At 70.2% G+C, this 25558-nt stretch carries 22 protein-coding genes; 13 read left to right on the top strand and 9 right to left on the bottom strand.

Annotation, left to right across the window (positions count from 1 at the left end):
* Positions 1–102 precede the first annotated feature (102 nt).
* Positions 103–675, bottom strand: a complete 573-nt coding sequence (locus ACIP79_RS20905) for an ImmA/IrrE family metallo-endopeptidase (RefSeq protein ID WP_401225345.1) — start codon at positions 673–675, stop codon at positions 103–105.
* Positions 676–681: 6 nt separating this feature from the next.
* On the bottom strand, positions 682–1041 hold the full coding sequence (locus tag ACIP79_RS20900) for a helix-turn-helix domain-containing protein (protein ID WP_401225344.1): 360 nt from the start codon (positions 1039–1041) through the stop codon (positions 682–684).
* 107 nt (positions 1042–1148) lie between these two features.
* Between ACIP79_RS20900 and ACIP79_RS20895 the strand changes: the two genes are divergently transcribed.
* The 3 genes from ACIP79_RS20895 to ACIP79_RS20885 are packed head-to-tail and all read left to right on the top strand — an operon-like array spanning position 1149 to position 3253.
* Positions 1149–1427 (top strand): multiubiquitin domain-containing protein, encoded by a 279-nt coding sequence (locus ACIP79_RS20895; RefSeq protein ID WP_401225343.1) that lies wholly within the window; start codon positions 1149–1151, stop codon positions 1425–1427.
* 24 nt (positions 1428–1451) lie between these two features.
* Positions 1452–1820, top strand: a complete 369-nt coding sequence (locus ACIP79_RS20890) for a hypothetical protein (RefSeq protein WP_401225341.1) — start codon at positions 1452–1454, stop codon at positions 1818–1820.
* Complete coding sequence (locus ACIP79_RS20885; protein WP_401225339.1) at positions 1802–3253, top strand: ThiF family adenylyltransferase; 1452 nt, start codon at positions 1802–1804, stop codon at positions 3251–3253. Before ACIP79_RS20890 ends, ACIP79_RS20885 begins: the two co-directional genes overlap by 19 nt.
* A 348-nt stretch (positions 3254–3601) precedes the next feature.
* On the opposite strand, the gene ACIP79_RS20880 is transcribed toward ACIP79_RS20885, so the two are convergent.
* Positions 3602–4486, bottom strand: coding sequence for a LysR family transcriptional regulator (locus ACIP79_RS20880; protein ID WP_401225336.1), 885 nt, complete (start codon positions 4484–4486; stop codon positions 3602–3604).
* A gap of 291 nt (positions 4487–4777) precedes the next feature.
* Between ACIP79_RS20880 and ACIP79_RS20875 the strand changes: the two genes are divergently transcribed.
* Complete coding sequence (locus tag ACIP79_RS20875; RefSeq protein ID WP_401225651.1) at positions 4778–5920, top strand: M20 family metallopeptidase; 1143 nt, start codon at positions 4778–4780, stop codon at positions 5918–5920.
* On the opposite strand, the gene ACIP79_RS20870 is transcribed toward ACIP79_RS20875, so the two are convergent.
* Positions 5898–7661: an IclR family transcriptional regulator C-terminal domain-containing protein gene (locus ACIP79_RS20870; RefSeq protein ID WP_401225650.1), complete on the bottom strand. Its 1764-nt coding sequence runs from the start codon at positions 7659–7661 to the stop codon at positions 5898–5900. The genes ACIP79_RS20875 and ACIP79_RS20870 overlap by 23 nt on opposite strands.
* Positions 7662–7966: 305 nt before the next feature.
* Positions 7967–9241: a M6 family metalloprotease domain-containing protein gene (locus ACIP79_RS20865; RefSeq protein WP_401225334.1), complete on the bottom strand. Its 1275-nt coding sequence runs from the start codon at positions 9239–9241 to the stop codon at positions 7967–7969.
* 412 nt (positions 9242–9653) lie between these two features.
* Here ACIP79_RS20865 and ACIP79_RS20860 point away from each other — a divergent pair, with 412 nt between their 5' ends.
* Both ACIP79_RS20860 and ACIP79_RS20855 read left to right on the top strand, forming a co-directional pair.
* A complete protein-coding gene (locus tag ACIP79_RS20860; protein WP_383678302.1) occupies positions 9654–10298 on the top strand; it encodes a TetR/AcrR family transcriptional regulator in 645 nt (214 codons plus the stop codon).
* A 245-nt stretch (positions 10299–10543) separates the two neighbouring features.
* Complete coding sequence (locus ACIP79_RS20855) at positions 10544–12100, top strand: MFS transporter (RefSeq protein ID WP_401225332.1); 1557 nt, start codon at positions 10544–10546, stop codon at positions 12098–12100.
* Between the two features lie 187 nt (positions 12101–12287).
* On the opposite strand, the gene ACIP79_RS20850 is transcribed toward ACIP79_RS20855, so the two are convergent.
* Complete coding sequence (locus ACIP79_RS20850) at positions 12288–12791, bottom strand: MarR family winged helix-turn-helix transcriptional regulator (RefSeq protein ID WP_383678305.1); 504 nt, start codon at positions 12789–12791, stop codon at positions 12288–12290.
* A gap of 169 nt (positions 12792–12960) precedes the next feature.
* On the opposite strand from ACIP79_RS20850, the gene ACIP79_RS20845 reads away from it, so the two are divergent.
* Positions 12961–13779, top strand: a complete 819-nt coding sequence (locus ACIP79_RS20845; RefSeq protein WP_383678307.1) for a dioxygenase — start codon at positions 12961–12963, stop codon at positions 13777–13779.
* A 109-nt stretch (positions 13780–13888) separates the two neighbouring features.
* Here ACIP79_RS20845 and ACIP79_RS20840 read toward each other — a convergent pair whose 3' ends face one another.
* The gene (locus tag ACIP79_RS20840; RefSeq protein WP_401225330.1) at positions 13889–14407 is read right to left on the bottom strand and encodes a GNAT family N-acetyltransferase; all 519 of its coding nucleotides are present in this window, start codon (positions 14405–14407) and stop codon (positions 13889–13891) included.
* Positions 14408–14578: 171 nt separating this feature from the next.
* Here ACIP79_RS20840 and ACIP79_RS20835 point away from each other — a divergent pair, with 171 nt between their 5' ends.
* Both ACIP79_RS20835 and ACIP79_RS20830 read left to right on the top strand, forming a co-directional pair.
* Positions 14579–15577, top strand: a complete 999-nt coding sequence (locus tag ACIP79_RS20835; RefSeq protein WP_401225329.1) for an RNA polymerase sigma factor RpoD/SigA — start codon at positions 14579–14581, stop codon at positions 15575–15577.
* An 834-nt stretch (positions 15578–16411) separates the two neighbouring features.
* Positions 16412–17086, top strand: coding sequence for a TetR family transcriptional regulator (locus ACIP79_RS20830; RefSeq protein ID WP_401225648.1), 675 nt, complete (start codon positions 16412–16414; stop codon positions 17084–17086).
* A gap of 208 nt (positions 17087–17294) precedes the next feature.
* Here the strand turns inward: ACIP79_RS20830 and ACIP79_RS20825 are convergent, their stop codons facing one another.
* Positions 17295–18302: a helix-turn-helix transcriptional regulator gene (locus ACIP79_RS20825; RefSeq protein WP_401225326.1), complete on the bottom strand. Its 1008-nt coding sequence runs from the start codon at positions 18300–18302 to the stop codon at positions 17295–17297.
* Between the two features lie 108 nt (positions 18303–18410).
* Between ACIP79_RS20825 and ACIP79_RS20820 the strand changes: the two genes are divergently transcribed.
* The 4 genes from ACIP79_RS20820 (at position 18411) to ACIP79_RS20805 (ending at position 24464) form a co-directional block, all read left to right on the top strand.
* Entirely contained in the window at positions 18411–19937 is a 1527-nt protein-coding gene (locus tag ACIP79_RS20820) for an MFS transporter (protein ID WP_401225324.1), read from the top strand.
* A 258-nt stretch (positions 19938–20195) separates the two neighbouring features.
* Positions 20196–20957, top strand: a complete 762-nt coding sequence (locus tag ACIP79_RS20815) for a DeoR/GlpR family DNA-binding transcription regulator (RefSeq protein WP_383678316.1) — start codon at positions 20196–20198, stop codon at positions 20955–20957.
* 98 nt (positions 20958–21055) lie between these two features.
* Positions 21056–22009, top strand: a complete 954-nt coding sequence (gene pfkB, locus ACIP79_RS20810) for a 1-phosphofructokinase (RefSeq protein WP_401225321.1) — start codon at positions 21056–21058, stop codon at positions 22007–22009.
* A 415-nt stretch (positions 22010–22424) separates the two neighbouring features.
* A complete protein-coding gene (locus ACIP79_RS20805; protein WP_401225318.1) occupies positions 22425–24464 on the top strand; it encodes a fructose-specific PTS transporter subunit EIIC in 2040 nt (679 codons plus the stop codon).
* A 227-nt stretch (positions 24465–24691) separates the two neighbouring features.
* Here ACIP79_RS20805 and ACIP79_RS20800 read toward each other — a convergent pair whose 3' ends face one another.
* On the bottom strand, positions 24692–25441 hold the full coding sequence (locus tag ACIP79_RS20800) for a DUF6227 family protein (protein ID WP_401225315.1): 750 nt from the start codon (positions 25439–25441) through the stop codon (positions 24692–24694).
* Between the last annotated feature and the right edge of the window lie 117 nt (positions 25442–25558).

The following is a 25558-nucleotide window of genomic DNA, read 5'->3' as shown; positions in this document are numbered from 1 at the left end:
TAGGTTGCTCTTCCCGTAGCGATGAGATCGCAGATAGTGACAGCTTTTCGGGCCCGCTGTGCTACAGATGACCGATGGTGACCGCGGTTGGCCGGCTTGTCCTCAGGGGAATCGACGGCCGGCCCTGCGGGCACGTTCGATCCGTCCGACAGCTCCGGTGACGTTCAGCCGGTACTGGATCATCTTCTCGCTGACGCCGAAGCGTGCCGCTGCCTCGGGCTTCGTGAATCGTCTCCTTGCGATGGCGAGGGCCGCATCCTCCGGTACCAACAGGACTCCGGAGAGGAACTGTGCCTCGTCCTCGATGTCCTGATCCCAAAGGCGGCAACCTCGGTCGTCCAGTGCCGGGGTGGGACGGTGGTGAAGGAGGCCGTGCGAAGCCTCGTGAGTGATGTTGCTGCTGATCCTGCCGTTGGAATGGCCGTCGTTGTGGACGATGGTCCGCTTCGATCCGGCGAAGACAGTGACGGCGGAGAAGGCGTCGGGCTCCTCGTTGAGGAGATGGTTGGCGCCCAGTGAGGCTCCGGCCATGCTGGAGAGCGGGATGACGGGTATGGCCAAGTGATCTGCGAGGACGAAGGGGTCAAGCCGGTCGAGAGCTCCGAGGCCGAGCTCTGACCGGACTTCGAGGGCGAGAGAGTTGGCTTCGGTCTTGAAGCCCCGTCGAAACGCCATGGTGCCTTAGTCCTTTTGACGCAGCCGTTCGTAAGTGATCTTGATGACCTCTTCCAGCGCGGCGGCCGACTCCGGGGAGAGGTTGCGGTCGCTGCGGAGATAGGTGGAGATCATTGCCAGCGGCTCAGCCGCCGGCCGGTCCTCGTGCTCGGAACGGACGAAGTCGTCCGCGTCGAGACCGGACCACGCGCACAGTGCGGCAAGCCCGTCCACGTCCGGCCGCTTCCCCTGGGCCATCCGGGTCAGAGTGGAGGCGCTCACCCCTGAACCTGCGGCTACCTGCTTCCAGTTGAGGCCACGCGCGAGTCGCGCGGCATCCAGGGCCGCATAGAAGCCTTCAGCATCGAACCATCCCTTTTTACCCATGGAAATCTCCTGCTGATTGCAATCTCGCAATCGAGCGTCTATGTTGGTACTGTTCGACTCTAGCAACCAAGGGTCGACTGTGCAATTGTGATCAAGGAGAGTGCAGTATGAGCAGCACAGTAGAGCAGGCGGATGCACATACCCCGGGCAAGGGACACTCGGCCACCATCACGGTCAACAACAAGGCCGTGGAGATCATCGGCCCGAGAGTTACCGGCCTTCAGATCAAGGAGGCCGCCATCGCCCAGGGCGTGCAGATTGAGCTGGACTTCCAGCTCTCCCAGGAGCTGCCGTCGGGTGAAACCCGCATCATCGGCGACACCGACGTGGTCACGGTGAACAAGAACTCCGTGTTCACCGCCGTCGCCGGCGACGACAACTCCTGAGGACGGCACAGGGTGACCCCTGCGGTGAGCAAGGCCGTCGACGAGGTCCGCGCCGCCTTCCCGGACGCGGAAATCCGCGTCCGGGAAGAGCCGGACGGCGGCGCAGTCGTCCTCGTCGAGGATGTCGATCCCGGCGCGCAGTACGAGCAGCGGTCCACCTGGATCGGCTTCCGGATCACGTTCCAGTACCCCTACTCGGACGTCTACCCCCACTTCGTACGCGGGGACCTCACTCGCGTCGACGGAGCGCCCCTCGGAGAGGCCATGACCTCGACCGCCTTCGAGAACCGTCCCGCGGTGCAGATCTCCAGGCGCTCCAACCGCCTCAACCCCGCCACGGACACCGCCGTCGTCAAACTCCACAAGGTGCTGACATGGCTTCGCAGTCGATGACCGGTCCCTGGACACTGCGCATGCCTGCCGTCATGGCGGCCACGCTCCGCGCGCACCTGTTCCCCGGCGACGGCGACGAGCACGGCGCCGTGATCGGAGCGAGCGTCGTCACCACAGCTCGCGGCACCCGCCTGCTCGCACGCAGGCTCTACCTCGCCGAGGACGGCGTCGACTATGTGCCCGGGCAACGCGGCTACCGGATGCTCACCGCCACGTTCGTACGCGACCGCGTCCGAGACTGCCGATCCCAAGGCCTGGCCTACCTGGCGGTCCACTGCCACGGCGGAACCACCCGCGTCGGCTTCTCCGGCACGGACCTCGCCTCCCACGAACGCGGATACCCCGCCCTGCGTGACATCCTCGGCTCGACGCCCGCCGGCGGCCTGGTCTTCGCCACCGACGCAGTCGCGGGCGACCTGTGGCTGCCCGACGGCGGACGGGCGGAACTCGAACGAGCCGTGATCACCGGATGGCCGATCAAGACCCTGTACCCCGAGCCCCCGCCGCCTCCGACGTCGGATCCGACCTACGACCGTCAGAGCCGCGTCTTCGGAGACCGTGGGCAGGCCATCCTCGCAGCGCAGAAGGTCGCGGTCATCGGCGCCGGAGGGGCCGGCTCCCTGATCGTCGAATACCTCGCCCGGCTCGGGGTCGGCGAACTCGTGATCATCGATCCCGACCGGGTCGAAGTGACCAATCTGCCCCGACTTGCCGGGGCCCGAGCCCGCGACGCTCACCCGTGGATGACGGACCCCGCCAGGCCGCAATGGCTCCAGGATTTGGGGCGCAGGTGTGCCACTCCGAAGGTGAAGGTGGCCCGTCGTTCGGCGCGACAAGCCAATGGCCACATTCGTGTCCACGCGCTCCAAGCGGACGTCACTCAGCGAACGACCGTCGCGAGCCTCGTCGACTGCGACTACATCTTTCTTGCCGCCGACTCGATGCAGGCGCGACTGGTCGTCAACGCGCTCATCCACCAGCACCTCATCCCCGGCGTGCAGGTCGGCGCCAAGGTCCAGGTCGGACCACGAGGCATTGTCACCGACGTCTTCAGCGTTGTACGGCCGCTCGCCCCCGGCTTCGGCTGCCTCTGGTGCAACGAGTTGATCAGCCCGGCCAAACTTCAGGAAGAGGCGCTGACGGCTGAACAGCTCCGTCAGCAGCGGTATGTCCAGGACGAATCCGTCTATGCCCCCAGCGTCATCAGCCTGAACGCCGTCGCTTCAGCCCACGCCGTAGACGACTACCTGCACACCGTCACTGGCCTCCTGCCAACCACGTACGAGCCACGCTGGCGCCGATTCCATCCGTTGGTACCCACCGCACCACAACGGGTCCGTTGCGATGTTCCCCGGACGGCGGCGGATTGCACTGAGTGCTCGGAGACGGGCCGTCTCGGCATGGGCCACAACACCGCGCTGCCTATCAAGTAGATGGCACTGCTCACCGACGGACCTGGGCGACGAGGGTGGGCGCCATGCAGCTGAGTATCAGGCTTACGGACAGGCCCTGACCTGCAGCGATGCGCTGGGCCTTCCCGAATCCGTGGGTGGGCGTTTCGCAGCGATCTCCTGGCCACCCGCTGACCTGCGGCGACGGAGTTTTCTACGAGCCCCACGAAGGTGAAGGCGGTGCGACGTGATGACGTGCGACCAGGGACAGCGTAGCGGATGCGCGTGGGCGGGGGTCGTCGGTATAAGGGGCAGGTGGGTGGGCGGGGGCGTGAGTGCTGGTGGGGGTCGCTTCCGGGGAGTGTGGTGGGGGTCTGTGGGTGTAGAGGGTCACGCGACCGCGTCCCGTAGGAGGTCCCGGAGTTTCAGGGCTGCCGGCAGGGGGGTCGCAGGGAGGGCCACGTGGACGGTTCGGCGTAGGGACGGGTCTGTGAGGGGGCGTAGGGCGAGCGAGGCGGGGACCGCGTCGGCGGCGAGTGAGGGGACCAGGGCGACGCCCAGGCCGGCCGCCGCGTAGCCGAACTTTCCCGTCCACTCAGCGATGCGGATGATCTTTCTCGGCGTGAAGCCCGCCCGCGCGCAGGCGTCGGCGAGCATCGTGGGGCGGTCACCGTACGCACCCTGGATCCACGCCTCGTCGCGAAGTTCACGCAGATCGACCACCGGCGCCGAAGCGAGCCGGTGCTCGCGGGGCAGGGCGACGAACAGTTCGTCCTCGCACAGCACGCTCGTCGTGACACCGTCCGCCGACGGCAGCCCGTACGGGTAGTCGCTGACCACGGCCAGGTCCAGCGCCCCGTCCGCCAGGCGCCCCATCAGCGTGTCCGTCGGGCCCTCGACCGCGACGACCTCCACGTCCGGCCTGGCGTCCAGGAGCGCCCGCAGAGCGGTGGGCACCAGTGAGATGTTGGCCGTGGCGAACGCGCCCAGGTGCATCAGGCCACCCTGCCCCGCGTGCAGGACCGCGAGTTCCCGCTCCGCCCGCGCCAGCCGGTCGAGCACCTCCAGCGCGTGGCGGTGCAACGTACGGCCTGCGGGATTCAGCCGTACGCCCCGCGGGAGCCGTTCGAACAGCGCTCCGCCGGCCGCCCCCTCCAGCGCCGCGATCCGCCGGGATACCGCGGACTGCGTGTAGTTCAGGCGGACCGCCGCCTTCGTGAACGATCCGGTCTCCGCCACCGTCACCAGCAGCCGCAGCGCGTCGATCTCGAACACTTCTCAGCCCCTCCCCTCGTCAGCCATCAGGTATCAGGTTTCAGGTATCGGCATTCTCCCTCGTGGCATTCCTCCAGCGCATAGATCCCATGCAATCCAGTCGCTGGTGGAATGTCATGCCCGGTCCTAACGTCGTTCACGCGGCGGCGCCCCGCAGAGGGGGGACCGGGCGCCGCCGCTCCGACGACATCCGCGAGAAACGAAGAACGAGGGGGAAGTCCGTTGATCCGTAAGGGAATTGGTGTGAGGGCGGGAGTGGCGGGCCGGCGGGACGTGCTCGCGTTGCCGGCGATGCTGGCCGATCTGGAGGAGCTCGTGCGCTGCGAGTCCTTCTCGGCCGACCACGCGGCGGTGGCCCGCAGCGCCGAGGTGGTCGGCGCCGTCGGGGCGAGGCTGCTGGGGGCCGAGCCGGAGACGATCGTGATCGACGGGGTGACCCACCTGCGCTGGACCTTCGGTACCCCGCGGGTCCTGCTGGTGGGACATCACGACACGGTGTGGCCGATGGGGTCGCTCCAGGAGCACCCCTGGTCGGCGGAGGACGGCATCGCCCGCGGCCCGGGGGTCCTGGACATGAAGGCGGGCCTGGTCCAGATGTTCCACGCGCTGGCCTCCCTGCCCTCCCCGGACGGGGTGTGCGTGCTGGTCAACGGCGACGAGGAGGTCGGCTCGGCGTCCTCCCGCACGCTGATCGAGGACTCCGCGCGGGGATGCGCGGCCGCCTTCGTCCTTGAGGCGGCCGCGGACGAGAAGGGCGCGCTCAAGACCGCCCGCAAGGGCACTTCGCGGTACGAGGTGGTGGTGCACGGCAGGGCAGCGCACGCGGGTCAGGAACCGCACAAGGGGGTCAACGCCGCCGTCGAGGTCGCTCACCAGGTGCTGTCCATCGCCGGTATCGGCGCGGCGATGCGTTCCGTGGGCGCCGCCGACCCCGTCCTGGGGTGCGCGACCGTCACCCCCACCCTGTTGTCGGCCGGCAGCGCGCGCAACACGGTGCCCGCGCAGGCGCGGGTGGCGGTGGACGTGCGAGTGCCGACGTCGAAGGCGCAGAGCTGGATCGACGAGCTCATGCGAGGGCTCACCGCGCAGACGCCCGGCGCGACGCTCGAAGTGCTGGGCGGCGCCCAACGGCCGCCCCTGGAAAGGGAGTCCACCGCCGAACTGTTCGCCCTCGCCTCCCGGATCGCCACGGAACTCGGCGAGGAACCGCTGCGCGGAGTCGCCGTCGGCGGTGCCTCGGACGGCAACTACACGGCAGCGGTGGGCTGTCCGACGCTGGACGGCCTGGGCGCGGTGGGCGCCGGCGCCCACGCGGACACCGAGTACGTCGAGGTGGCGCGGATGGTTCCCCGGGCGCGGCTGCTCGCGCAACTCATCGCGCACAAGCGCCAGTCGGGGGAGACCGGGATCGTCAGCCGACCTGCACCCGCCTGAACCGACCCGCCACCCGCAGATCCGCCTCGACGCGGCTCGCCGTGGCGTACAGCTCGGGCAGGATGTCGCGGACGCACTCCTCGGCCGTGCGCCGGCTGCTGTGCAGGGCGACGTTCACCGCGGCCACCACCCGCCCGCCGCGGTCGCGCACGGGGACGGCGACGGCCCGCAGCCCCTCCTCCAACTCCTCGTCGGCCAGGGCGTATCCGGCTTCGCGTACGCGGTCCAGTTCGGCCCGCAGCCGTGCCGGGTCGGTGATCGTACGAGGGGTCAGGGGGAGGAGTTCAGGAAGGCGGGTGTCGGGGCGGTCGGCGAGCAGGACGCGGCCCAGCGAGGTGGCGTACGCGGGCAGCCGGGTGCCGACGACGACGTTGACGCTCATCACGCGGCTGGTCGCGACGCGGGCCGTGTACTGGACCTCGTCGCCGGCCAGCACCGCGAGCGACGTCGACTCGTGCAGCCGGTGCGAGAGTTCGGTGAGATGGGGGACGGCGATGTCGGGGAGCGTGGTCCGCGACAGGGGAGGGAAGCCGAGGCCGAGGACGCGCGGGGTGAGCCGGAAGACGCGGTCGTGCGCGGTGACGTATCCGAGGTGTTCCAGGGTGATCAGGGCGCGCCGGGCGGTCGCGCGGGCGAGCCCCGTCGCCTGGGCGACCTCGGTGAGGGTCAGCTCGGCGCGGCCCTCCCCGAAGGAGGTGATCACGGTCAGGCCGCGGGCCAGTGACTCGACGAACTCCCGCCCCAGTTCCTGCTTGGAGGCGCCGGTCCAGGTGGCGAGGCCGGACGGCGCTCCCGGTTCGGCGGGCGGGGCCTCGCGCAGTTCCCGTTCCATCGCGGCCACCGCCGCCCGCAGCCGGGGCAGCAGCGTGTCGCGCAGGTCGGCCGCGGTGTGCCGGCTGGTGTGACTCACCACGCTGACCACACAGGCGATGCGCCCCGCCTGCCGTACCGGCATGGAGAGGGCGACGAGCCCCGGCTCGATGAGCTGGTCGTCGAGCGCCCAGCCGTCCTTGCGCGCCTCCTCCGTACGCGCCTCGAAGTCGTCGCCGACGGTGGCGAGCCGCCCCGGCGGGGCAGAGCGGGCCGGAGCGGGACGGCCCGCACGGTCGCGGCCCGCACGGTCGCGGCCCGCACGGTCACGGTCCGCGGGGGCGGCGGCGGCCCAGTTGGACCTAAACGTCCCGGTGGTCCCAGTGGTCCCAGTGGTCCCGGCCGTCCCGGACGGCGCGTCGGCGAACGGCCTGCTCCGCGCCGGTACGGCGGGAAACCCCCGGTCCTCCGGATCGGCCGCCCGGCGCCCGTGCCACCGGGCCCACTCCGCCTCGCCCCACTCGGTGGCGAACAGCGGCCCCGGCGCGGTGCGTTCGGCGGGGAGCAGGTCGCCGATGCGGAAGCTCAGGGACATGGCGCGGCGCCGGGTCGCCTGGTGGATGAAGCGGATGCCGTCCCGGTCGCCGACGGCGAGGGACACCGACTCGTCGAGCTCGTCGGCGAGGGCGTCGGCGTGCGCGTCCAGGAGGCGGGGGAGGCGGAGGGCGCCGAGATAGGCGTTGCCGAGTTCCATCAGACGGGGCGCGAGCAGGGCGTCCCGGCCGTCGAGCCGTACGTACCCCATGCGCGCGAGGGTCGCCGTGATCCGGTCGACGGTGGAACGCGCGAGCCCGGTGGCTCGCTCAAGGCCGCTGAGACTGGACACCCCGTCGGCCTCGGTCAGCCGCCGCAGCACGGCGATACCGCGCATGAGCGGTGCGACGGCCTCAGCGGGCACCCCGGCCACGGCTCCGGGCCCGGCGCTCCCGTCCGGGCCGGTGCCGTTCGACTCGGTTCCAGCCGGAACGACCCCGTCCTCGACCCCGTCCTCGGGCTCGTCCCCAGCGGCCGGCACGACGTTTGATGGCATGGGCTCTCCGTTTGCGGCTCTCAGAAGAGACACGGTAGTCCTTGCCCGGCCACCTCAGCAGGTTCTGAGCGGGGCCTGGGGGGTTCCTGAACAGGTCAGTGGCCGGTCACAGGCAGGTCAGTGACGCACCGGCCGGTCCGGCGGGCTCAGCGCCGGGTCACGTCCACCCGGTAGTTCCCCTGGAGATCCACTCCCGTAACCCTGACGGCGACGCCGGTCCTCGGGTCCTTGAAGGTCTCACCGGGGACGAAGGGCGCGTCGGAGAGTTCCGCGTGAACGTTGGGGGAGCGGGTGCAGCCGCCGCTGTCGCGGTGGGAGTCGTAGACGGTGACGGGGCCGTTGCCGGTGTCCACGTTCGCGTCGACCTTGTAGACGAGGATGCCGGGGCGGCAGACGGCCACGTCGTTGCCGTCGCGGGTGCGCAGTTCGAGGGCGTACCCGGTCCTTGGGCCGGTCGGTACGAAGACCAGTTTGGCCCCGCCGGCCTTGGCGAGCGGGGTGAGCGTGTACTCGGTGGTGCCGGACGCGGACGCGCAGCGGACCTGCGTCTCGTCGAGCCAGCCGAGCTTCCACTTGTGCCAGCCGAGCAGGTCGTTCCCGGCGCCCCAGTCCTCGCTCATGATGTCCCAGTGCCCGACCGCGCCCCCGCCGTCCTGGGTGTAGAGGTCGGGCAGGCCGAAGGTGTGGCCGTTCTCGTGGGGGAGTACCCGGTATCCGGTCTCGCCGTAGGAGCCGGAGCCGTCGTCCTGGCGGCTGTAGACGAAGGAGGCGTTGGAGACCGGGACGCCGTCGGCGACCGGTGCCTCGGCGTTGCCGGCGAAGGTCACCGACAGCACGGTGTCCAGGGCGGAGGGGCCGGCGTTCGGGGTGACCAGCACGTTCAGGAGGTCGTACGAGCGGAAGTCCACGTCGGGGTCGGCGGCGGCCACGATGTCCTGGACCAGCTCGCGGTACCCGGGGTCGAAGGGCGCGCCGCGTTCTATGCCGTACTCCCTGAACGGCTTGGGCATGCGCAGCCAGTGCCGTACGGGGGTCTCGGGGCGGTAGTCGAGGCGGCCGTAGGAGCCGGTCCTGAACCATTCCTGGGTCTGCGGGAAGAACTCCGCGAGGCGGTCGAGCGCGCTGCCCTGACCGGGCGCGTCGGAGAAGTCGACCATCAGGGTGAGGGCGCGGACGGTACCGGTGGAGCGGGCGTATCCGGGCGGTGTGGGTATGCCCTCGCCCATCTGCACGCCGAGCGCGCCGTTGATCATGCAGGAGCCGAGCGCCGTGGAGCGGGCCAGCGCCGTGGAGCCCGCCGTCGTGGAGCCCGCCGTCAGGTGTCCGGTACCGGCGGAGGTGCTGACCGCCAGCGTCAGAACCGCCACCGAGGCGAGCGAGGCCACGCGGCGCGGGCGTATCCGACGGCTGGTCGGCTGCATACGTGAGCCCTTCGCTCGACGGCAGCCGCCGGTCACCGGCTGCACCCTTTCGATCACCCTGTGGTGAGGGGTGCGTAGGCGCGCGCTGGATGGGCCCGATCGTGGGTTTCTCGGATACGGAAGTGTGACTCAGGTCACAGTGAGGGCGGGAAATAACCGGGGATCGTTTCCCCGTTTAGCCAGGTGTCCGAGTGAAACGGGGAGCTAGTCCCCGGATCGCGGAGGCAGTCTTCGGAGAGGCGCGAGAGCGACGAGCGGGACCCGTCGGTGAGAACCGCGAGGCCCGCGAAACCCGCAAGACATACAAGACCTGTAAGACATACAAGTCATGTAAGGCATTGACCCTGTAAGTCATACAAGACCAAAGACCCGCTGGACCTACTGAACCTACGAGACCTACGAGGAGTACGCCGTGGAGACCGCAACCCGAGCGCAGCGCCGAGTGCCCCGGCCGCGCGCCGATGCCCTGCGTAACCGGGAGCGGATCGTCGTCGCCGCCCAGGAGATGTTCATCGAGTTCGGCCCCGAGGTGCCGTTCGACGAGATCGCCCGCCGGGCCGGCGTCGGCAACGCCACGGTGTACCGCAACTTCCCCGACCGCGACGCACTGGTCCGGGAGGTCGTCTGCACGGTCATGGACCGTACGGCCGAACAGGCCGAACTGGCGCTCGCCGAGAGCGCGGACGTGTTCGAGGCGCTGAGCCGCTTCGTGCACGCCTGTGTGGACGAGCGGTTCGGCGCCCTGTGCCCGATGCTCTCCGGCAACTTCGACCAGAACCACCCTGATCTGCGTGCCTCACGCGACCGGATCGAGGCCCTGGTCGAGGGAATGATGGAGCGCGCCCGCGCGACCGGCCAACTGCGTACCGACGTCGCCGTCGGGGACCTGATGGTCGCCGTCACCCAGCTCACCCGACCGCTGCCCGGCACCGCGTGCCAGGGCTTCGACCGCTTCGTGCACCGTCACCTCCAGCTGTTCCTGGACGGACTGCGGGCCCCGGCCCGCTCCGAACTCCCGGGTACGGCCGCGACCATGGAGGGGCTGCGAGGAGCGTGACCACCGCCAGCGGGAGTGATGGCCTGACCGGTTAGCCCCGCGCATCCCACCAGTCCTCATCGACCTGGACCGATCCAGACCGACTTTGACCGGTCGCCGCCGGTCATCACCGGCACAACGCTTCCGGTCATCACCGGCACAACGCTTCCGGCCGTCGCCACAGCCGTCGACGAGCCGTCCCCATCAGTTCGCTTACTCATCACTCATCGTTCTTTTCGCTACGAAGTCCCGGAGTGGGTACTCCCATGTCTGAAACAGCCAAGTCGACAGTGTCGACAGCACCGTCCGACAGTCACGAAGCGCATTCCAATCGCTGGAAAGCGCTCACCTTCATCGCGCTCGCGCAGCTGATGGTCGTCCTCGACGCCACCATCGTGAACATTGCGCTTCCCTCCGCCCAGCAGGACCTGGGGATCTCGGACGGCAACCGGCAGTGGGTCATCACGGCCTACGCCCTCGCCTTCGGTGGTCTGCTGCTCTTCGGCGGCCGCATCGCCGACCTGTGGGGACGCAAGCGCACCTTCGTCACCGGCCTGATCGGCTTCGCCGGCGCGTCCGCCCTGGGCGGCGCGGCCACCACCGAGGCCATGATGCTCGGCGCCCGCGCCCTGCAGGGTGCCTTCGGCGCACTGCTCGCGCCCGCCGCGCTCTCCCTGCTCGCGGTGATGTTCACCGACGCCAAGGAGCGCGCCAAGGCGTTCGGCATCTACGGTGCGATCGCCGGTGGCGGTGGCGCCGTCGGCTTCATCCTCGGCGGTGTCCTCACCGAGTACATGGACTGGCGCTGGACGTTCTTCGTGAACATCCCGTTCGCGATCATCGCCGCCGCGGGCGCGTACTTCGTCATCCGTGAGCCGGCCGGCGGCCGCAACCGTTCGCCGCTCGACATCCCCGGCGTGATCCTGTCCATCCTCGGCCTGGTCACCCTGGTCTACGCCTTCACCCGCGCCGAGTCCGACGGCTGGGGCGACTCCGTGACCGTCGGCCTGTTCGTCGCGTCCGTCGTCCTGCTGGCCGCGTTCGTCTTCACCGAGTCCAAGGTCAAGGCCCCGCTGCTCCCGCTGCGCGTGCTGACCGAGCGCAACCGCGGTGGCGTCTACCTCTCCCTCGGCCTCGCCATCATCGCGATGTTCGGCCTGTTCCTCTTCCTGACCTACTACCTGCAGATCGTGAAGGGCTTCTCGCCCGTCAAGACCGGCTTCGCCTTCCTGCCGATGATCGGCGGAATGATCGTCGGTTCCACGCAGATCGGTACCCGTCTGATGACCCGGGTCCCGCCGCGCCTGCTGATGGCGCCGGGCTTCCTGGTCGCCGCGTCCGGCATGCTCTTCCTCACCCAGCTCGACCTCGACACGTCGTACGCCAGCACGGTGCTGCCGGCGATGGTCCTGCTCGGCCTCGGTATGGGTACCGCGTTCATGCCCGCCATGTCGCTCGCCACCTACGGTGTCGAACCGCGTGACGCCGGTGTCGCCTCCGCGATGGTCAACACCTCGCAGCAGGTCGGCGGCGCGATCGGCACGGCGCTCCTCAACACGATCGCCGCGTCCGCGACCACGTCGTACATCAAGGACCACATCGGCTCGGCCACCTCGCAGTCCCAGCAGCAGCTGGTCCAGCTCCAGGGCCAGGTGCACGGCTACACCAACGCGATCTGGTTCGCCGTCGGCATCCTCGTCGTCGCCGCGACGGTCGCCGCGACCCTCATCAACACCGGCCGCCCGGACATGAGCGCCACCTCCGGCTCGGGTGCGGGAGAGGGCGCCGAGGACGAGTTCCGGGTCCCGGTGGTCGCCCACTGACCCCGGCCGCTCGTACCCCGTAGTACCCCGGGCACCTCGTACCGCGCGTACGGGCGGGGGGTGGGGACGCCTCGCCCGTACGAATCCCAGAGTCCGCCCCGGTTCCGAGCACAACGGAGCCGGGGCGGACCCACGTCCGGCCCGGCTGTGGCTGTGGCTGCGCCGGCTCTGGGCGGCTCTGCGCGGTTTAGCGCAGCCAGGGCAGGTCGGCGCCCGCGTCCGTCGGCTGGAGTCCCTCGGCGATGATCCGCATGGCCTCGCCGAGGGACTTCTGCTGGTCGGGGGAGAGCCGGTCGAACAGGGCCTGCCGTACGGCGGCGACGTGTCCCGGCGCGGTCCGGCTCAGGACCTCGTAGCCGTCGTCCGTCAGGACCGCGAACTGGCCCCGCTTGTCGGAGGGGCAGTCCTCGCGCCGCACCCAGCCGTTCTTCTCCAGGCGCGCCACCGCGTGGGACAGCCGCGACCGGGTGATTTTCGCGTTCATGGCCAGCTCGGTCATCCGCAGCCGCCTGCGCGGGGCCTCGGCCAGCTGTACGAGCAGGCCGTAGTAGACGTGCGGCATCCCCGCGTCGCGCTGGAGCTGGCGGTCGAGATGGTCCTCCAGGAGCGTGGAGGCGTGCATGTAGGCACGCCAGGTGCGCTGCTCCTCGTCGGTGAGCCAACGCGTCTCTTGAGCGGATGCCGTGTTCATGTACTCCACTGTACGAGCCCCTTCTTGAAAATTAAACAAACGGGGACTAGGGTGATGGTTGATATTGAGAGTTCAAGTATTAGTTGAGGTCTTGGTCCAGGTATCAAGGGCGCCCGTCGTTCCGTGTGCCCGTTCCTGTGATCGAACCTGTCCGGAGGGAGTCGCCGTCATGTCTGCCGCCACGTCTGTCGCCACCGAGGAACGTGCCACGCGGGAGCGCATGCCCGCCCTCTACCTCAGTCATGGTGCCCCGCCGCTCGCCGAGGACCCGGTATGGCCCGGCCAGCTCGCCGCCTGGTCCGCCGACCTGCCGCGCCCCAAGGCGATCCTCATGGTCTCCGCCCACTGGGAAGAGGCCCCTCTCGCCCTCGGCGCCGTCGAGACGGTCCCCCTGGTCTACGACTTCTGGGGCTTCCCCCAGCACTTCTACCAGGTGCGGTACGACGCCCCGGGCGCCCCGCGACTCGCCGAGTCCGTCCGCAAACTGCTGCGAGCGCCCGGCACCCCGGTGCAGGACATCCCGGACCGGGGACTGGACCACGGCGCGTACGTCCCGCTCGTGGAGATGTTCCCCGAGGCCGACATCCCGGTCCTCCAGATCTCCATGCCGACCCTCGACCCGGTCCGGCTGATGGAGATCGGCCGGAAGCTGGCGCCGCTGCGCGACGAGGGCGTGCTGATCGTGGGCTCCGGCTTCTTCACCCACAACCTCGCCGCCCTGCGGCACACCGGCGGCGGTGTGCCCTCGTGGTCCAGCGAGTTCGACGACTGGGGTCACCGCGCGCTGGACGCCGGCGACGTGGACGCGCTGCTCGACTTCGAGCGCAAGTCCCCGGCGGGCCGGCTCGCCCACCCGCGCACCGAGCACTTCGCGCCCCTCTTCGTCACCATGGGCGCGGCGGACGCGGCCGGTGAGCTGGACGGGCAGAAGTCCGTGATCGACGGCTTCTGGCTGGGGATGGCGAAGCGGTCGGTGCAGTTCGGCTGAGGTCGGGTGGTGACGGGCTGTGCTGAGGTCCTTGTGACCTCGTGACCTCGTGACCTCGGTCGCCTCGGTCGCCTCGGTCGCGGCTCGGGGCCGGTCGGGGGTCGGCCGGTCACAGCTCCTTCTCGTACCAGGCCACGTCCCAGTACCGGCCGAACTTACGGCCCACCTCCCGGTAGGTGCCGACGTACCGGAACCCGAAGCGTTCGTGCAGCCGCACGGACGCTTCGTTCGGCTGGGTGACGCCCGCGTAGGCGCGGTGCACGTCCTCGCCCGCGAGGGCCGCGAAGAGGGCCTCGTAGAGAAGGGTGCCGATACCGCGGCCGGCCGCGTCGGGGGCGAGGTAGACGGTGATCTCGACCGACGTGGCGTACGCCGGCTTCACGCGGAACGTGCTGCTCGTGGCGTATCCGTGAATCGCCTGTGAGTCCGCGTCCGTGGCAACCATCAGGCGGTGCGGTCCGTCTTCAGGGTGGGAGAGCAGCCACGAGCGACGCTCCTCCGCGGTGAACACAGCGGTATCAAATGTGATGGGCGTCTCGCGTACGTAGTGGTTGTAGATGGCCGTGAGGGCATCGAGATCACTCTCGATTCCCGGCCTGACCTGCACTTCTGTACGTTCTGCCATCATCTGACCCCCCTCTGTGGCCGGACAGGGTACTGCATGATCAGAAAAATCGAGGGGCGGGTTGGGAATTCTGTCCGGATTCCAGTCGTTGTTTCCATCGGATGCAGGGCACCCGGGAGGGTGAGCCCAAAGTGTCCGTCCGACCCGCAAGCCCACCATCGCAAGGGAGCACGCATGGCAACCCGTGCCGTCGCCCGTCGTCAGTCCGCCTCCGGCGAGACCAGCGTCGGTGCACGCAGTGTTCGCGTCGTAGGCGGCGAGATCGCCGACCGCGACCTGGTCGGCATGTACCTCGACGAGATCGCGCGTACACCGCTGCTCGACGCCGCCAAGGAGGTCGAGCTGTCCCAGACCATCGAGGCGGGTGTGTTCGCCCGGCAGATCCTCGAAGGTGCGGAGCAGGCCCAGGCCGACGCGTCCCGCGAGGAGCTGGAGGCGCTCGTCGCCGAGGGCGAGCGGGCCAAGGACGTCTTCATCCGCTCGAACCTCCGCCTCGTCGTCGCCGTGGCCCGACGCTATCCGCGCAGCGGCCTGCCCCTGCTCGACCTCATACAGGAGGGCAACGCCGGCCTGGTCCGCGCGGTGGAGAAGTTCGACTACCGCAAGGGCTTCAAGTTCTCCACGTACGCCACGTGGTGGATCCGCCAGGCCATCACCCGCTCCATAGCGGACCAGTCGCGCACGATCCGCCTCCCCGTCCACCTGGTCGAGGAACTGGGCCGGATCCGGCGCGTGCAGCGCGAGTTCAACCGCGAGCACGGGCGGGAGCCGGAGCACGCGGAGATCGCCGCCGAGCTCGCCTCGACGCCGGAGCGCGTCTCCGACGTCCTGGACTGGGCCCGCGACCCGGTCTCACTGAACATGGCGGTGGATGACAACGGAGACACCCAGTTCGGTGACCTCCTGGAAGACACCTCCGCCGTCTCGCCCGAGCAGTCGGTGATGACACTGCTGCGCAGCGAGGAGCTGGACGACCTGATCGGCCGCCTCGACCAGCGCACGGCCTCGATCATCAAGATGCGGTACGGCATCGAGGACGGCCGGGAGCGCACGCTCACCGAGGTCGGCAAGGAACACGGCCTCACCCGCGAGCGCATCCGCCAGATCGAGAAGCACGCACTGCTCGAACTGAAGAAGCTGGCTCGCGACACGGGGTTCGACGCGGTGGCGTAGGCGTACCGTGAGGTGGAGGGTGGTCCACGCGGACCTTCCTCCACGCGGTTCAGCCTCCGCCGCTGTGGTCGGTCCTTCGGAACCGACAGATGTCGGCCACAAGCTGACCGGAGATGGCCGTCTTAGGCCGCTTCAACTGACTGAGCTCTGGGAACAAGACTTCAGGACCCAGGGTTAGGCCTCCGGGTCCCGGGCATACGCCCTTGACCCCCTGAGCCGAGTCCCGACGCACTCCCCCCCCCCGCGCCGGGACTCTTCCAGAGCCGAGCTTCGACGCCTCCCCCCCCTGGCGTCGGGGCTCGGCTCCATTTTGTTCGCGGGACGGGATGGGGTGGGTATCGCTCGGGGACGGCTGGGGCTTCGTCCGAGTTCCGACGGGGATTCGCCTGTTGCGGGCAAGGGGATCCGCCCGGTCGGACAAGAGGCAAGACCCGGGACGCTCGCGCGTGGGAGGCTGGATCCGGGCAGGTCGTTGACGGGCCACCCCGAACCTGAACCCCGGGGTGACCCGAATGGCAGATTCTGCCACAGGGGCATAACCTGCCGTTCGTGACCGGTACCGAACATGTGGCCCGGCCCTCCTCGAAGGCGGCGGCCTCGGCTGATTCGGTGGACCCGCTGGACTCGGTGGATCCGACCGCTGGGCCGGACTTTCCGGAGCCGGGGTCTCCGGCCGACCAGGAGCCGGGCGAGCGTGGAGCGGCTCCGCGTTCCCCCGATTCCCCTGGCTCCGCCAGTTCTCCCAGTTCTCCGAGTTCTCCGAGTACCCCGAGTTCCTCGTCCGGCGGGCAGGTGCGCCTCTCGCTGATCGAGCGGCGCAAGGCCGCCACCCGTATGGATATCGCTCGGGCGGCAGCGGGCCTCTTCATGCGCGAGGGCCTGCGTGCCACACGCGCCGAGGACATCGCCCGCGCCGCGGGCATCGCCCCGCGCACCTTCTACCGCTACTTCGCGAGCAAGGAGGAGTCCCTCGCACCCCTCTTCGCCGCCGGTGTCCAGAAATGGGCCGAGACGGTCCGCGACGCCCCGGCCCACCTGAGCGTCTCCGAGGCCCTCCGGCACGGGGTGGTCCAGACGATGACGCCCGGCGTCGGGGTACGCGCGGAGTCCCTCCAGTGGGTCCGCTCCCTGCTCCGGCTGGCCGAGGGGAGCCCGGCCCTCCTCAGGGTGTGGTGCGAGGCCTGCCACACGGCGGAACGGACACTGGCGGAAGTACTGGCGGCGCGTAACCCCACCACGCCGGAAGCGGAGGCCCGGCCCACGGACGCCGAGCCCGCGTCCCACGCCCGGCCGTCCGAGGAGCCGCCGCCGTCGTTGTCGTCGTCCGACGCGTCCCCGCCGCTATCCCCCGGACTTCGGCTCAGCGCCGCCGTGGCCAGCGCGGCGGTGCGCGTCGCGGTGGAGGCGTGGGCCGCCGGCGACGACCCGGCGGACGGCCCCACCGGCCCCGTCGCACTCGCGGTCCGCAACCTCGACACCCTCCGCGGCTTCCCATGGCACACGGAGTGACCGAGAGGCCGGGGGCCGGGTGCACCCGGCGACTGACTGACCCGGAGGCGGGTGACCGGGTGACCGGCTGACCAAGCGACCGAGCGACCGAGTGGCCGAGTAGGGGAGACGCCGCGCGAGCCCCGTACGCCGCGCGAACCCCGTACGTTCCCGCGAATCCCGTACGCCCCACCCCACGTGGTCGGATACCCGTCCCCCTGGGCGCAACTCAGCGCCCCGCCCCGCCCTCCGCCAGCCCACTTGAACCCCCACCCCCGCCCCCGCCACGCGTCAACCGTGCCCCCAACTCCCGTACGCACCGCACGAGTTCCGCGGGTTCCCATACCGTGAACTCGCACTCGACCGTCGCGAGTCGTACCGCCAGCCACTCGACGGCGTCGCCGGCCGAGGAGCGCAGTCGGCAGCTGTGGTCGTCGACGGGCTCGGGTACTCCGAGCCAGGGGGGCAGCCGGGTGGCGACGAAGGCGGCGGGTGCGGCGAAGCTGACGTCGAACTCGTACGTCTCCTGGCGCCGGTACATCGACTGCCGCAGAAACTCCGCGGCATCCCCCGTGGGCAGCTCGCGCGGAGTGAAGCGGGCCCCGGTCGCGAAGGGCTCGGCGACCCGGTCGACGCGGAAGGTGCGCCAGTCCTCGCGGTCGAGGTCGTACGCGACGAGGTACCAGCGGCGGCCGGTGGAGACGAGCCGGTACGGCTCGGTCAGCCGTCGCGACGGTGTCCCGTCCTTGGCGCGGTAGGCGAACCGCAGCCGCTCCCGGCCCGCCACCGTCGAGGCCATGACGGTCAGCGTCTCGGGCGCGATGCCGGCCCCGTCGCCGCTGGTGAGCGGCGTGGTCGCCGCCTGCAACGTGGCCACCCGGTGCCGCAGCCGCGACGGCAGCACCTGTTCCAGCTTGGCGAGGGCCCGTACGGAGGCCTCCTCCACGCCCTCCACCGCGTGCCCGGCGCCGGCCCGCAACCCCACCGCGATGGCCACCGCCTCCTCGTCGTCGAGCACCAGGGGCGGCATCGCCTTGCCCGCCACGAGCCGGTACCCGCCGTCGGAACCCTTGGTGGCCTGCACGGGATAGCCCAGTTCGCGGAGCCGGTCGATGTCCCGCCGGACGGTACGACGGGACACCCCGAGCCGGTCCGACAGCTCACCGCCGGGCCACTCGCGGGGTGTCTGGAGGAGGGAGAGGAGCTGGAGGAGCCGGGCAGGCGTGTCCGTGGTCATGTGCGGGCCCCCGTCGTCACGTTGTCGCTTCCATCGGCGTGGTCATGTTCCTCAGAGTGCCGCACCACTAGGACGTGATCTGTCCTAATGGGGTCCTAGCTTTGCCGCATGACCTCCACCGAGACCACTCTCAGCAGTCCGGCCCCCGCGGCCGACCGGCGTCGCTGGTTCGCACTCGCGATCGTGATGACCGCGGCCTTCATGGACCTTGTCGACGTCACGATCGTCAACATCGCGATCCCGTCCATCCAGCGGGACGCGGGCGCCTCGGTCAGCCAGATCCAGTGGATCACGGCGGGTTACGCGCTGGCGTTCGCCGCGGGACTCATCACCGGCGGACGGCTCGGCGACATCCACGGCCGCAAGCGGCTCTTCCTCGTCGGCATAGCAGGATTCACGATCGCATCGGCTCTGTGCGGTTTCGCAGTGAACCCGGAGATGCTCGTCGCCTCCCGCATCCTCCAGGGCGGGATGGCCGCGCTGATGGTGCCGCAGGTCCTGTCGATCGTGCACGCGACCTTCCCGGCGCACGAGCGCGGCAAGGTGTTCGGCCTGTTCGGCGCGATCGTGGGACTGGGAGCCGTGTCCGGCCCGCTGCTCGGCGCCCTGCTCACCGAGTGGAACCTGTTCGGCCTCGAATGGCGCCCGATCTTCCTCATCAACCTTCCGGTCGGCATCGCGGGCCTGATCCTCGGCCGGCGCTTCATCACCGAGTCCAAGGCCCCGCGAGCCCTCAAGCTCGACCTCGTCGGCGTCGCCCTGGTCGCCCTCGGCCTGGTCATGCTGCTCTACCCGCTGACGCGCGGCCGTGAGCTGGGCTGGCCGCTGTGGGGTCACCTGTCGATGGCCGGCGCGCTGGTCGTCTTCGCGGCGCTGGTGGCGTATGAGAAGCGCAAGACGCGGATCGACGGTTCGCCGCTCGTCGAGCTCTCCCTCTTCAAGGTGAAGAGCTTCGCCGCGGGCATCGCCGTACAGACCGTCTTCGGTGTCGGTCTCGGCATCTTCTTTCTGGTCTGGACGCTCTACATGCAGATCGGCCTCGGGTGGAGCGCGCTGCGGGCGGGGCTGACGGGGGTGCCGTTCTCGATCGCGGTGTCGGCGGCGGCCGGTATGTCGGTACAGCTCCTCGTCCCGCGCTTCGGGCGCAAGGTGCTCCAGGCGGGCGCGCTGACCATGGCCGCCGGCGTACTCCTCTACATCTGGGAGTCCGAGCGCTACGGCATGGACATCGCCCCCTGGCAGATGGCGCTTCCCCTGGTGGTCATGGGCGTCGGCATGGGCTTCATCGTGGCGCCGCTGACGGACGCGGTGCTGTCCGAGGTGCCGCGTGAGCACTCCGGTTCGGCCTCCGGACTCATCAACACCGTGCAGCAGATGGGCAACGCGCTCGGTCTCGGCCTGGTGTCCGTCGTCTTCTTCGGCACGATGGCGGACCGGCTGACCCCGGCCGAGGTGGGCCCGGCCTTCGTGAACGCCTTCCAGCACGCGCTGGGCTGGGTCGCGGTGGTGATGACCGCGATCTTCCTGCTGATGTTCGCGCTGCCCAAGCGGCCGGCGCAGCACGTGGAGGGGGGAGAGGGCGCGGACGCCGTGCCGTCCGCGGGCGGCACGAAGGAGCCCGAGCTGGTTTCGTGAGCCAGGACTGACGGGGGCCCGGCACCTCAGGTGCCGGGCCCCTTCGCGCTGCGCTCCAAGGCCGGAAGTCCGTTCCGCTGACCCTTCGTGTCGCGCTCCAGAGCCGCAAGTCCGTTCCGCCGACCCTTCGTGTCGCACTCCGAGCGCCGGAAGTCCGTTCATGCCTGAGTCACGTCCGAACCTGTTTACTTTCTGGAAATCCGGGCGTAGCCTCCGACTGAAACCACAGATTCGGGCATCAGTCGGAGGCGAACGGACATGTACGCACCGGAGCGGCAGCAGGAGATCCTCCGGCTCGCCCGTGACGGCGGCCGGGTGGACGTGGTGTCACTCGCAGAGGAGTTCCAGGTCACCGCGGAGACCATCCGCCGCGACCTGAAGACCCTGGACCGCGCGGGCCTCGTACGCCGGGTGCACGGCGGCGCGATACCGGCCGGGCGCCTGGACTTCGAGCCCGACCTCGCCGAGCGCGAGTACACGGCGGCCGACGAGAAGGACCGCGTCGCCCAGGCCGCCGTCGCCGAACTCCCGCACGACGGCACGGTGATCCTGGACGCCGGATCGACCGTCGCCCGGCTCGCCGGCGCCGTCCCGCTGGAGGCGACGCTCACCGTCGTCACCCACAGCCTGCCGATCGCGGCCCGCCTCGCGGACCACCCCGGCATCCAACTGCACCTCGTCGGAGGGCGCGTACGGCACCGTACGCGCGCCGCCGTGGACGCCTGGGCGCTCCGCGCGTACAGCGAGATCCGCGCCGACGTCCTCTTCATCGCCGCCAACGGCTTCTCCGTCTCGTACGGACTCACCACCCCCGACCTCGCCGAGGCCGCCGTCAAACGCGCGACCATGCGCGCCGCCCGCCGCGTGGTGCTGCTCGCCGACTCCTCCAAACACGGCCAGGAACACTTCGCCCGCTTCGGCGACCTGAGCGACGTGGACCTCCTGATCACCGACCGCGGGCTGAGCCCGGAGAACGCCGTCGCCATCGAGCGCGGCGGCACCGAAGTGCTGTGCGTTTAGGGCGCCGCGAGGCCTGAGCCGAGCGTCCGCATCCCGAGGCGCCGTCTGTGAAAGCGGCAAGTGGCAAGCCACCGCCGTGTGTTGAGAAACGAGTGCGCATGATCCTCACCGTCACCCCCAACCCCTCCCTCGACCGTACGTACGAGGTCCCGTCGCTCGACCGCGGCGAGGTCATCCGGGCCACCGGCGAACGCATGGACCCGGGCGGCAAGGGCGTGAACGTGTCGCGCGCGGTCGCCGCCGCCGGACAGCGCACCATCGCCGTACTGCCCCTGGGTGGCGCACCCGGCGCCCTCGTCGCCGACCTGCTCGACGCCCAGGGCATCGAGGTCGCACCGGTCCCCATCGCCGGAGCCACCCGCTCGAACATCTCCGTCGCCGAACCCGACGGCACCCTCACGAAGATCAACGCACCCGGCCCCGAACTCACCGCCACCGAGGCCGAACTCCTCCTGGACACCGTCCGCGCCCAGTACCGCTCCGGCGAGACCCACTGGATCACCTGCTGCGGCAGCCTGCCGCGCGGACTCGCACCTTCCTGGTACGCCGACCTCGTCGCCCGAGCACACGCGGCGGGCGCCCGGATCGCGCTGGACACCTCAGGACCGGCGCTCCTCGCGGCCCTGCGCGAGCGGCCCGACGTGGTGAAGCCGAACGCCGAGGAACTCGCGGAAGCCGTCGGGCGTCCCCTCGCCACGGTGGGCGACGCGGTCAAGGCCGCCGAGGAGTTGCGCGAGCTGGGCGCCCGCGCCGTACTCGCGAGCCTGGGCGCCGACGGCCAACTGCTGGTCGACGACGCGGGCGCCTGGTTCGCGAGCGCACGGGTGGACGGCGTACGCAGCAACGTCGGCGCCGGTGACTCCTCACTCGCCGGTTTCCTGATCGCCGGCGGCAGCGGCCCCAGGGCGCTGGCCTCCGCCGTCGCCCACGGCGCCGCCGCCGTCCAACTCCCCGGCAGCGTCATGCCGGGCCCGGCCGACCTCGACCCCGCCGCCGTGACGGTCACCTCGGAGATCCCCACGGATCGCGTACTTACGGAGCCGGTGTCGTGAGGGGGCGGTTCGGGAGGTTCGTCGTCGGGGTCCTGGCCGGGACCGCGGCGGGGGTCGAGGCCGGGGCCGGGGCCGGGGCTGCAGCCGGGACCGGAGCTGGGGCTGTCGCCGGGACCGGAGCTTGGGCTGCAGCCGGGGTTGTGCGGCGGCGAGGCCTGTCCGGTCACGCCGCCGGGGGGAAGCGGGACTTCGCCGGCTCCGCCTCCTCCGCGCTCCGTCCAGCGCCTTGCTCCAACCCCGTCTTTACCCCGGTACCAACCCTCGTCCCCACCTCAGTTCACACGCTCGTCCCCACCCCGGTCCCAACCCCCGTCTACGCCCTCACTCCTCTCCCCACCCCTTTCCCCATCCCCGTACTCACCCCCGCCCCCGCCCATGACTTCCCCCGGGCGATACGCGTGCGAAGGAGCCCGCGATGAGCGAGATGATCACCGCGGACCTGGTCGACCTCGACCTGTCCGCCGATACGAAGGAAGCGGCGGCCCGAGCCCTCGCGGAACGCATGGTGACCCTGGGCCGGGTGACCGACCTCGACGGCTTCCTCGCCGACGTGGCCGCCCGCGAGGCCCAGATGCCGACCGGTCTCGACGGTGGCATCGGCATCCCGCACTGCCGGAGCGAACACGTCACCGAGCCGACCCTCGCCTTCGGGCGCAGCGCCGCCGGGGTCGACTTCGGGGCGCCGGACGGACCCGCCGACCTGATCTTCCTGATCGCCGCTCCGGCGGGCGCGGACGACGCCCACCTCACGATCCTGTCCTCCCTCGCCCGGCACCTGATGAACGCCGAGTTCACCACCGCCCTGCGGTCCGTGGACGACGCGGCGACCGCGGCGGCACTCATCCGCGGGGACGAGGTCGCGGAGTCCACGGAGTCCACGGAGCCTGCGGCACCCGCCGCGTCCTCGGCGTCCGGTGAGACCTCCGTCAGCCCGGACACCTCCGAAGAGCGTCCCTTCCGTATCGTCGCCGTCACCTCCTGCCCCACCGGCATCGCGCACACCTACATGGCGGCCGAGTCGCTGGAGAACGCGGGACGCGACAGCGGCGTCGAACTCGTCGTCGAGACACAGGGCTCGGCAGGGTTCACCCGGCTCGACCCGGCGGTCATCGCGGCGGCGGACGGCGTGATCTTCGCTCACGACGTGCCCGTACGCGACAAGGACCGCTTCGCCGGGAAGCCGACCATCGACGTCGGGGTGAAGGCGGGCATCAACCGCCCCGCCGAGCTGATCTCCGAGGTCCGCGGCAAGGCCGAACGCGGCGAGATCTCCGCGGGCTCCGCACCCGGTACGCCGGTGGAGCGAGGCGGCGAATCCGGTGAGGGCTACGGCAGCAAACTCCGCAAGTGGCTGATGAGCGGCGTGAGTTACATGGTGCCGTTCGTCGCCGCGGGCGGGCTGCTGATCGCCCTGGGCTTCGCGATCGGCGGGTACGAGGTCGACAAGGCCCCGTCCGTCATGGACCACTTCATGTGGCTCCAGACGGACAGCTGGGGTGCGCTGTTCTTCCAGATCGGCGGCGTGGCCTTCGACTTCCTCGTCCCCGTCCTCGCCGGCTACATCGCCTACGGCATGGCGGACCGGCCCGGTCTCGTCCCCGGATTCGTCGGCGGCGCCATCTCCCTCACCATCAACGCGGGCTTCCTCGGCGGGCTGGCCGCCGGTCTCATCGCCGGTGCCGTGGTGATCGCGATCCAGAAGGTCAGGATCCCCACCGCCCTGCGCGGCATCATGCCCGTCGTGGTGATCCCGCTGATCTCGGCGGCGATCGTCGGGTTCCTGATGTTCGTGGTCATCGGCAAACCCATCGCCTCCGCCCAGAAGGGCATGACCGACTGGCTCAACGGCCTCACCGGCACCAACGCCATCCTGCTGGGAACCCTGCTCGGCCTGATGATGTGCTTCGACCTCGGTGGCCCGGTCAACAAGGTCGCCTACACCTTCGCCACGGCCGGTATCGCGGTGTCGAGCCCCAGTGACTCGGCGATGAAGATCATGGCCGCGGTGATGGCGGCCGGAATGGTCCCGCCGCTCGCCATGGCCCTGGCCACCACCGTCCGAGGCAAGCTCTTCACCCAGACCGAACGCGAGAACGGCAAAGCCGCCTGGGTCCTCGGCGCCTCCTTCATCTCCGAGGGCGCGATCCCGTTCGCCGCGGCGGACCCGCTGCGCGTCATCCCGTCGTCCATGGTGGGCGGCGCGGTCACAGGCGCCCTGTCGATGGCCTTCGGCGCCACCCTGCGCGCCCCGCACGGCGGCATCTTCGTGGTCCCACTGATCGGCAACCCGTTCCTCTACCTGGTCGCCATCGCCGCGGGCGTCTGCGTCACCACCGCCCTGGTCGTCATCCTGAAGGGCATGCGCAAGCAGGCCCCGGAGGGCGCGGGTGCGGGTGTCGCCGACGCTCCGATATCGGCGCGGACCGAGCGCAAGGAGCCGGTGGCGGCCGCCTGAAACGCCGACCGCCGAACGCTGGCCGTCCGCCGCCTGCCTATGGAGTATCTGCGAACCGCTCGCCTCATCCGCGAGCCGTGTCACGGTCCGGGACAGCAGTCCCGGGCCGTGCTGCCGTCACGGGGGCTCGTGCCCAAGCAGGCGCTGCGTGCTCCGTGCCGCATGTTGCCGTACTCCGTGCCGCTTACTGCTTACTGCGCGCCGCGTACCGCATGTTGCGCTGGGTGTCAGCCGAGCCGGGCCGCGCGCCGCTCCATCGCGTCGCGTGCCGCGTCCTCCGTGGCGTACACCTCGCACATGTGCCGCCGGTCGGGCGTCGCCGTGTGCTCGACCTCCCATAGGGAGATCTCCTGCCCGTCACGCAACAGGAACGCGTGCTCGTAGAGCGAGAAGGACATTCCGGGCCGACCGGTGCGGCAGGGGCGGCCGAACGCCTGGGTGATCTGGTGCGCGAAGGCCTCGCTCATCAGCAGGGTCGCCATCCCGGCCTCCGGCTGGTCCGGGTTCTCCGCCCGGCGCAGCAGCCGCCGCGCGTGATCCGCCGAGTCATCGGGCACGTACTCGTGCCGAGGCTCGGGAAACGGCGTCAGATGCACGAGTACCGCCAGTTCGAAATCCGGTGTGTCCACGGGTAATGGCAGACGGTCCGTGGCGGCGAGCAACTCCTCGTCGTCGACGTACACCTCGTGCTGCGGATCGCTGCCGGGCACCGTGTTGTGCACGAGCTCCCACAACGTGACCGCCGAGCCGTCGGCGAGCAGCCAGGTGTGCCGGTACGTCTCGCGGTGCAGCCCCGCGCTGTGGTGCGCGGAGTGCAGTGAACTGTCGTGCGCCAGCGCGCAGTCGAGCCGCCGTATGGTCTCGTCAGGCAGTTCGAAGGAGTTCAGGGCACGACCGAGGAGTCGCGCGAGATGCTCCTCCGGAGACTCGGGCGACTCGGGTGGTTCGTACGCTGCTGTCTCGTACGGAACGCTCAAGGTTTCTCCCGGCGTTGCTGCATGTCACCTTGTGGGTGCATACCGTAGCCCCTCGGTCGGACATCATGTCCGCGAACCGAGAAAACCTACGCCTGGAAAACGGGCAGGCCGCCCGGA

This window comes from Streptomyces sp. NPDC088747 (assembly GCF_044751025.1).
Lineage (GTDB): Bacteria > Actinomycetota > Actinomycetes > Streptomycetales > Streptomycetaceae > Streptomyces.
Note: the sequence above shows the minus strand (reverse complement) of the source record. Positions and strands in the feature narration are given on the sequence as shown.

Coding starts and splice junctions, on each gene's coding strand:
- ACIP79_RS20905 (WP_401225345.1), bottom strand. CDS start 675: ATGGCGTTTCGACGGGGCTTCAAGACCGAAGCCAACTCTCTCGCCCTC.
- ACIP79_RS20900 (WP_401225344.1), bottom strand. CDS start 1,041: ATGGGTAAAAAGGGATGGTTCGATGCTGAAGGCTTCTATGCGGCCCTG.
- ACIP79_RS20895 (WP_401225343.1), top strand. CDS start 1,149: ATGAGCAGCACAGTAGAGCAGGCGGATGCACATACCCCGGGCAAGGGA.
- ACIP79_RS20885 (WP_401225339.1), top strand. CDS start 1,802: ATGGCTTCGCAGTCGATGACCGGTCCCTGGACACTGCGCATGCCTGCC.
- ACIP79_RS20875 (WP_401225651.1), top strand. CDS start 4,778: ATGCTGGCCGATCTGGAGGAGCTCGTGCGCTGCGAGTCCTTCTCGGCC.
- ACIP79_RS20870 (WP_401225650.1), bottom strand. CDS start 7,661: ATGCGCGGTATCGCCGTGCTGCGGCGGCTGACCGAGGCCGACGGGGTG.
- ACIP79_RS20865 (WP_401225334.1), bottom strand. CDS start 9,241: ATGCAGCCGACCAGCCGTCGGATACGCCCGCGCCGCGTGGCCTCGCTC.
- ACIP79_RS20855 (WP_401225332.1), top strand. CDS start 10,544: ATGTCTGAAACAGCCAAGTCGACAGTGTCGACAGCACCGTCCGACAGT.
- ACIP79_RS20850 (WP_383678305.1), bottom strand. CDS start 12,791: ATGAACACGGCATCCGCTCAAGAGACGCGTTGGCTCACCGACGAGGAG.
- ACIP79_RS20845 (WP_383678307.1), top strand. CDS start 12,961: ATGTCTGCCGCCACGTCTGTCGCCACCGAGGAACGTGCCACGCGGGAG.
- ACIP79_RS20840 (WP_401225330.1), bottom strand. CDS start 14,407: ATGATGGCAGAACGTACAGAAGTGCAGGTCAGGCCGGGAATCGAGAGT.
- ACIP79_RS20835 (WP_401225329.1), top strand. CDS start 14,579: ATGGCAACCCGTGCCGTCGCCCGTCGTCAGTCCGCCTCCGGCGAGACC.
- ACIP79_RS20830 (WP_401225648.1), top strand. CDS start 16,412: ATGGATATCGCTCGGGCGGCAGCGGGCCTCTTCATGCGCGAGGGCCTG.
- ACIP79_RS20825 (WP_401225326.1), bottom strand. CDS start 18,302: ATGACCACGGACACGCCTGCCCGGCTCCTCCAGCTCCTCTCCCTCCTC.
- ACIP79_RS20820 (WP_401225324.1), top strand. CDS start 18,411: ATGACCTCCACCGAGACCACTCTCAGCAGTCCGGCCCCCGCGGCCGAC.
- ACIP79_RS20815 (WP_383678316.1), top strand. CDS start 20,196: ATGTACGCACCGGAGCGGCAGCAGGAGATCCTCCGGCTCGCCCGTGAC.
- pfkB (WP_401225321.1), top strand. CDS start 21,056: ATGATCCTCACCGTCACCCCCAACCCCTCCCTCGACCGTACGTACGAG.
- ACIP79_RS20805 (WP_401225318.1), top strand. CDS start 22,425: ATGAGCGAGATGATCACCGCGGACCTGGTCGACCTCGACCTGTCCGCC.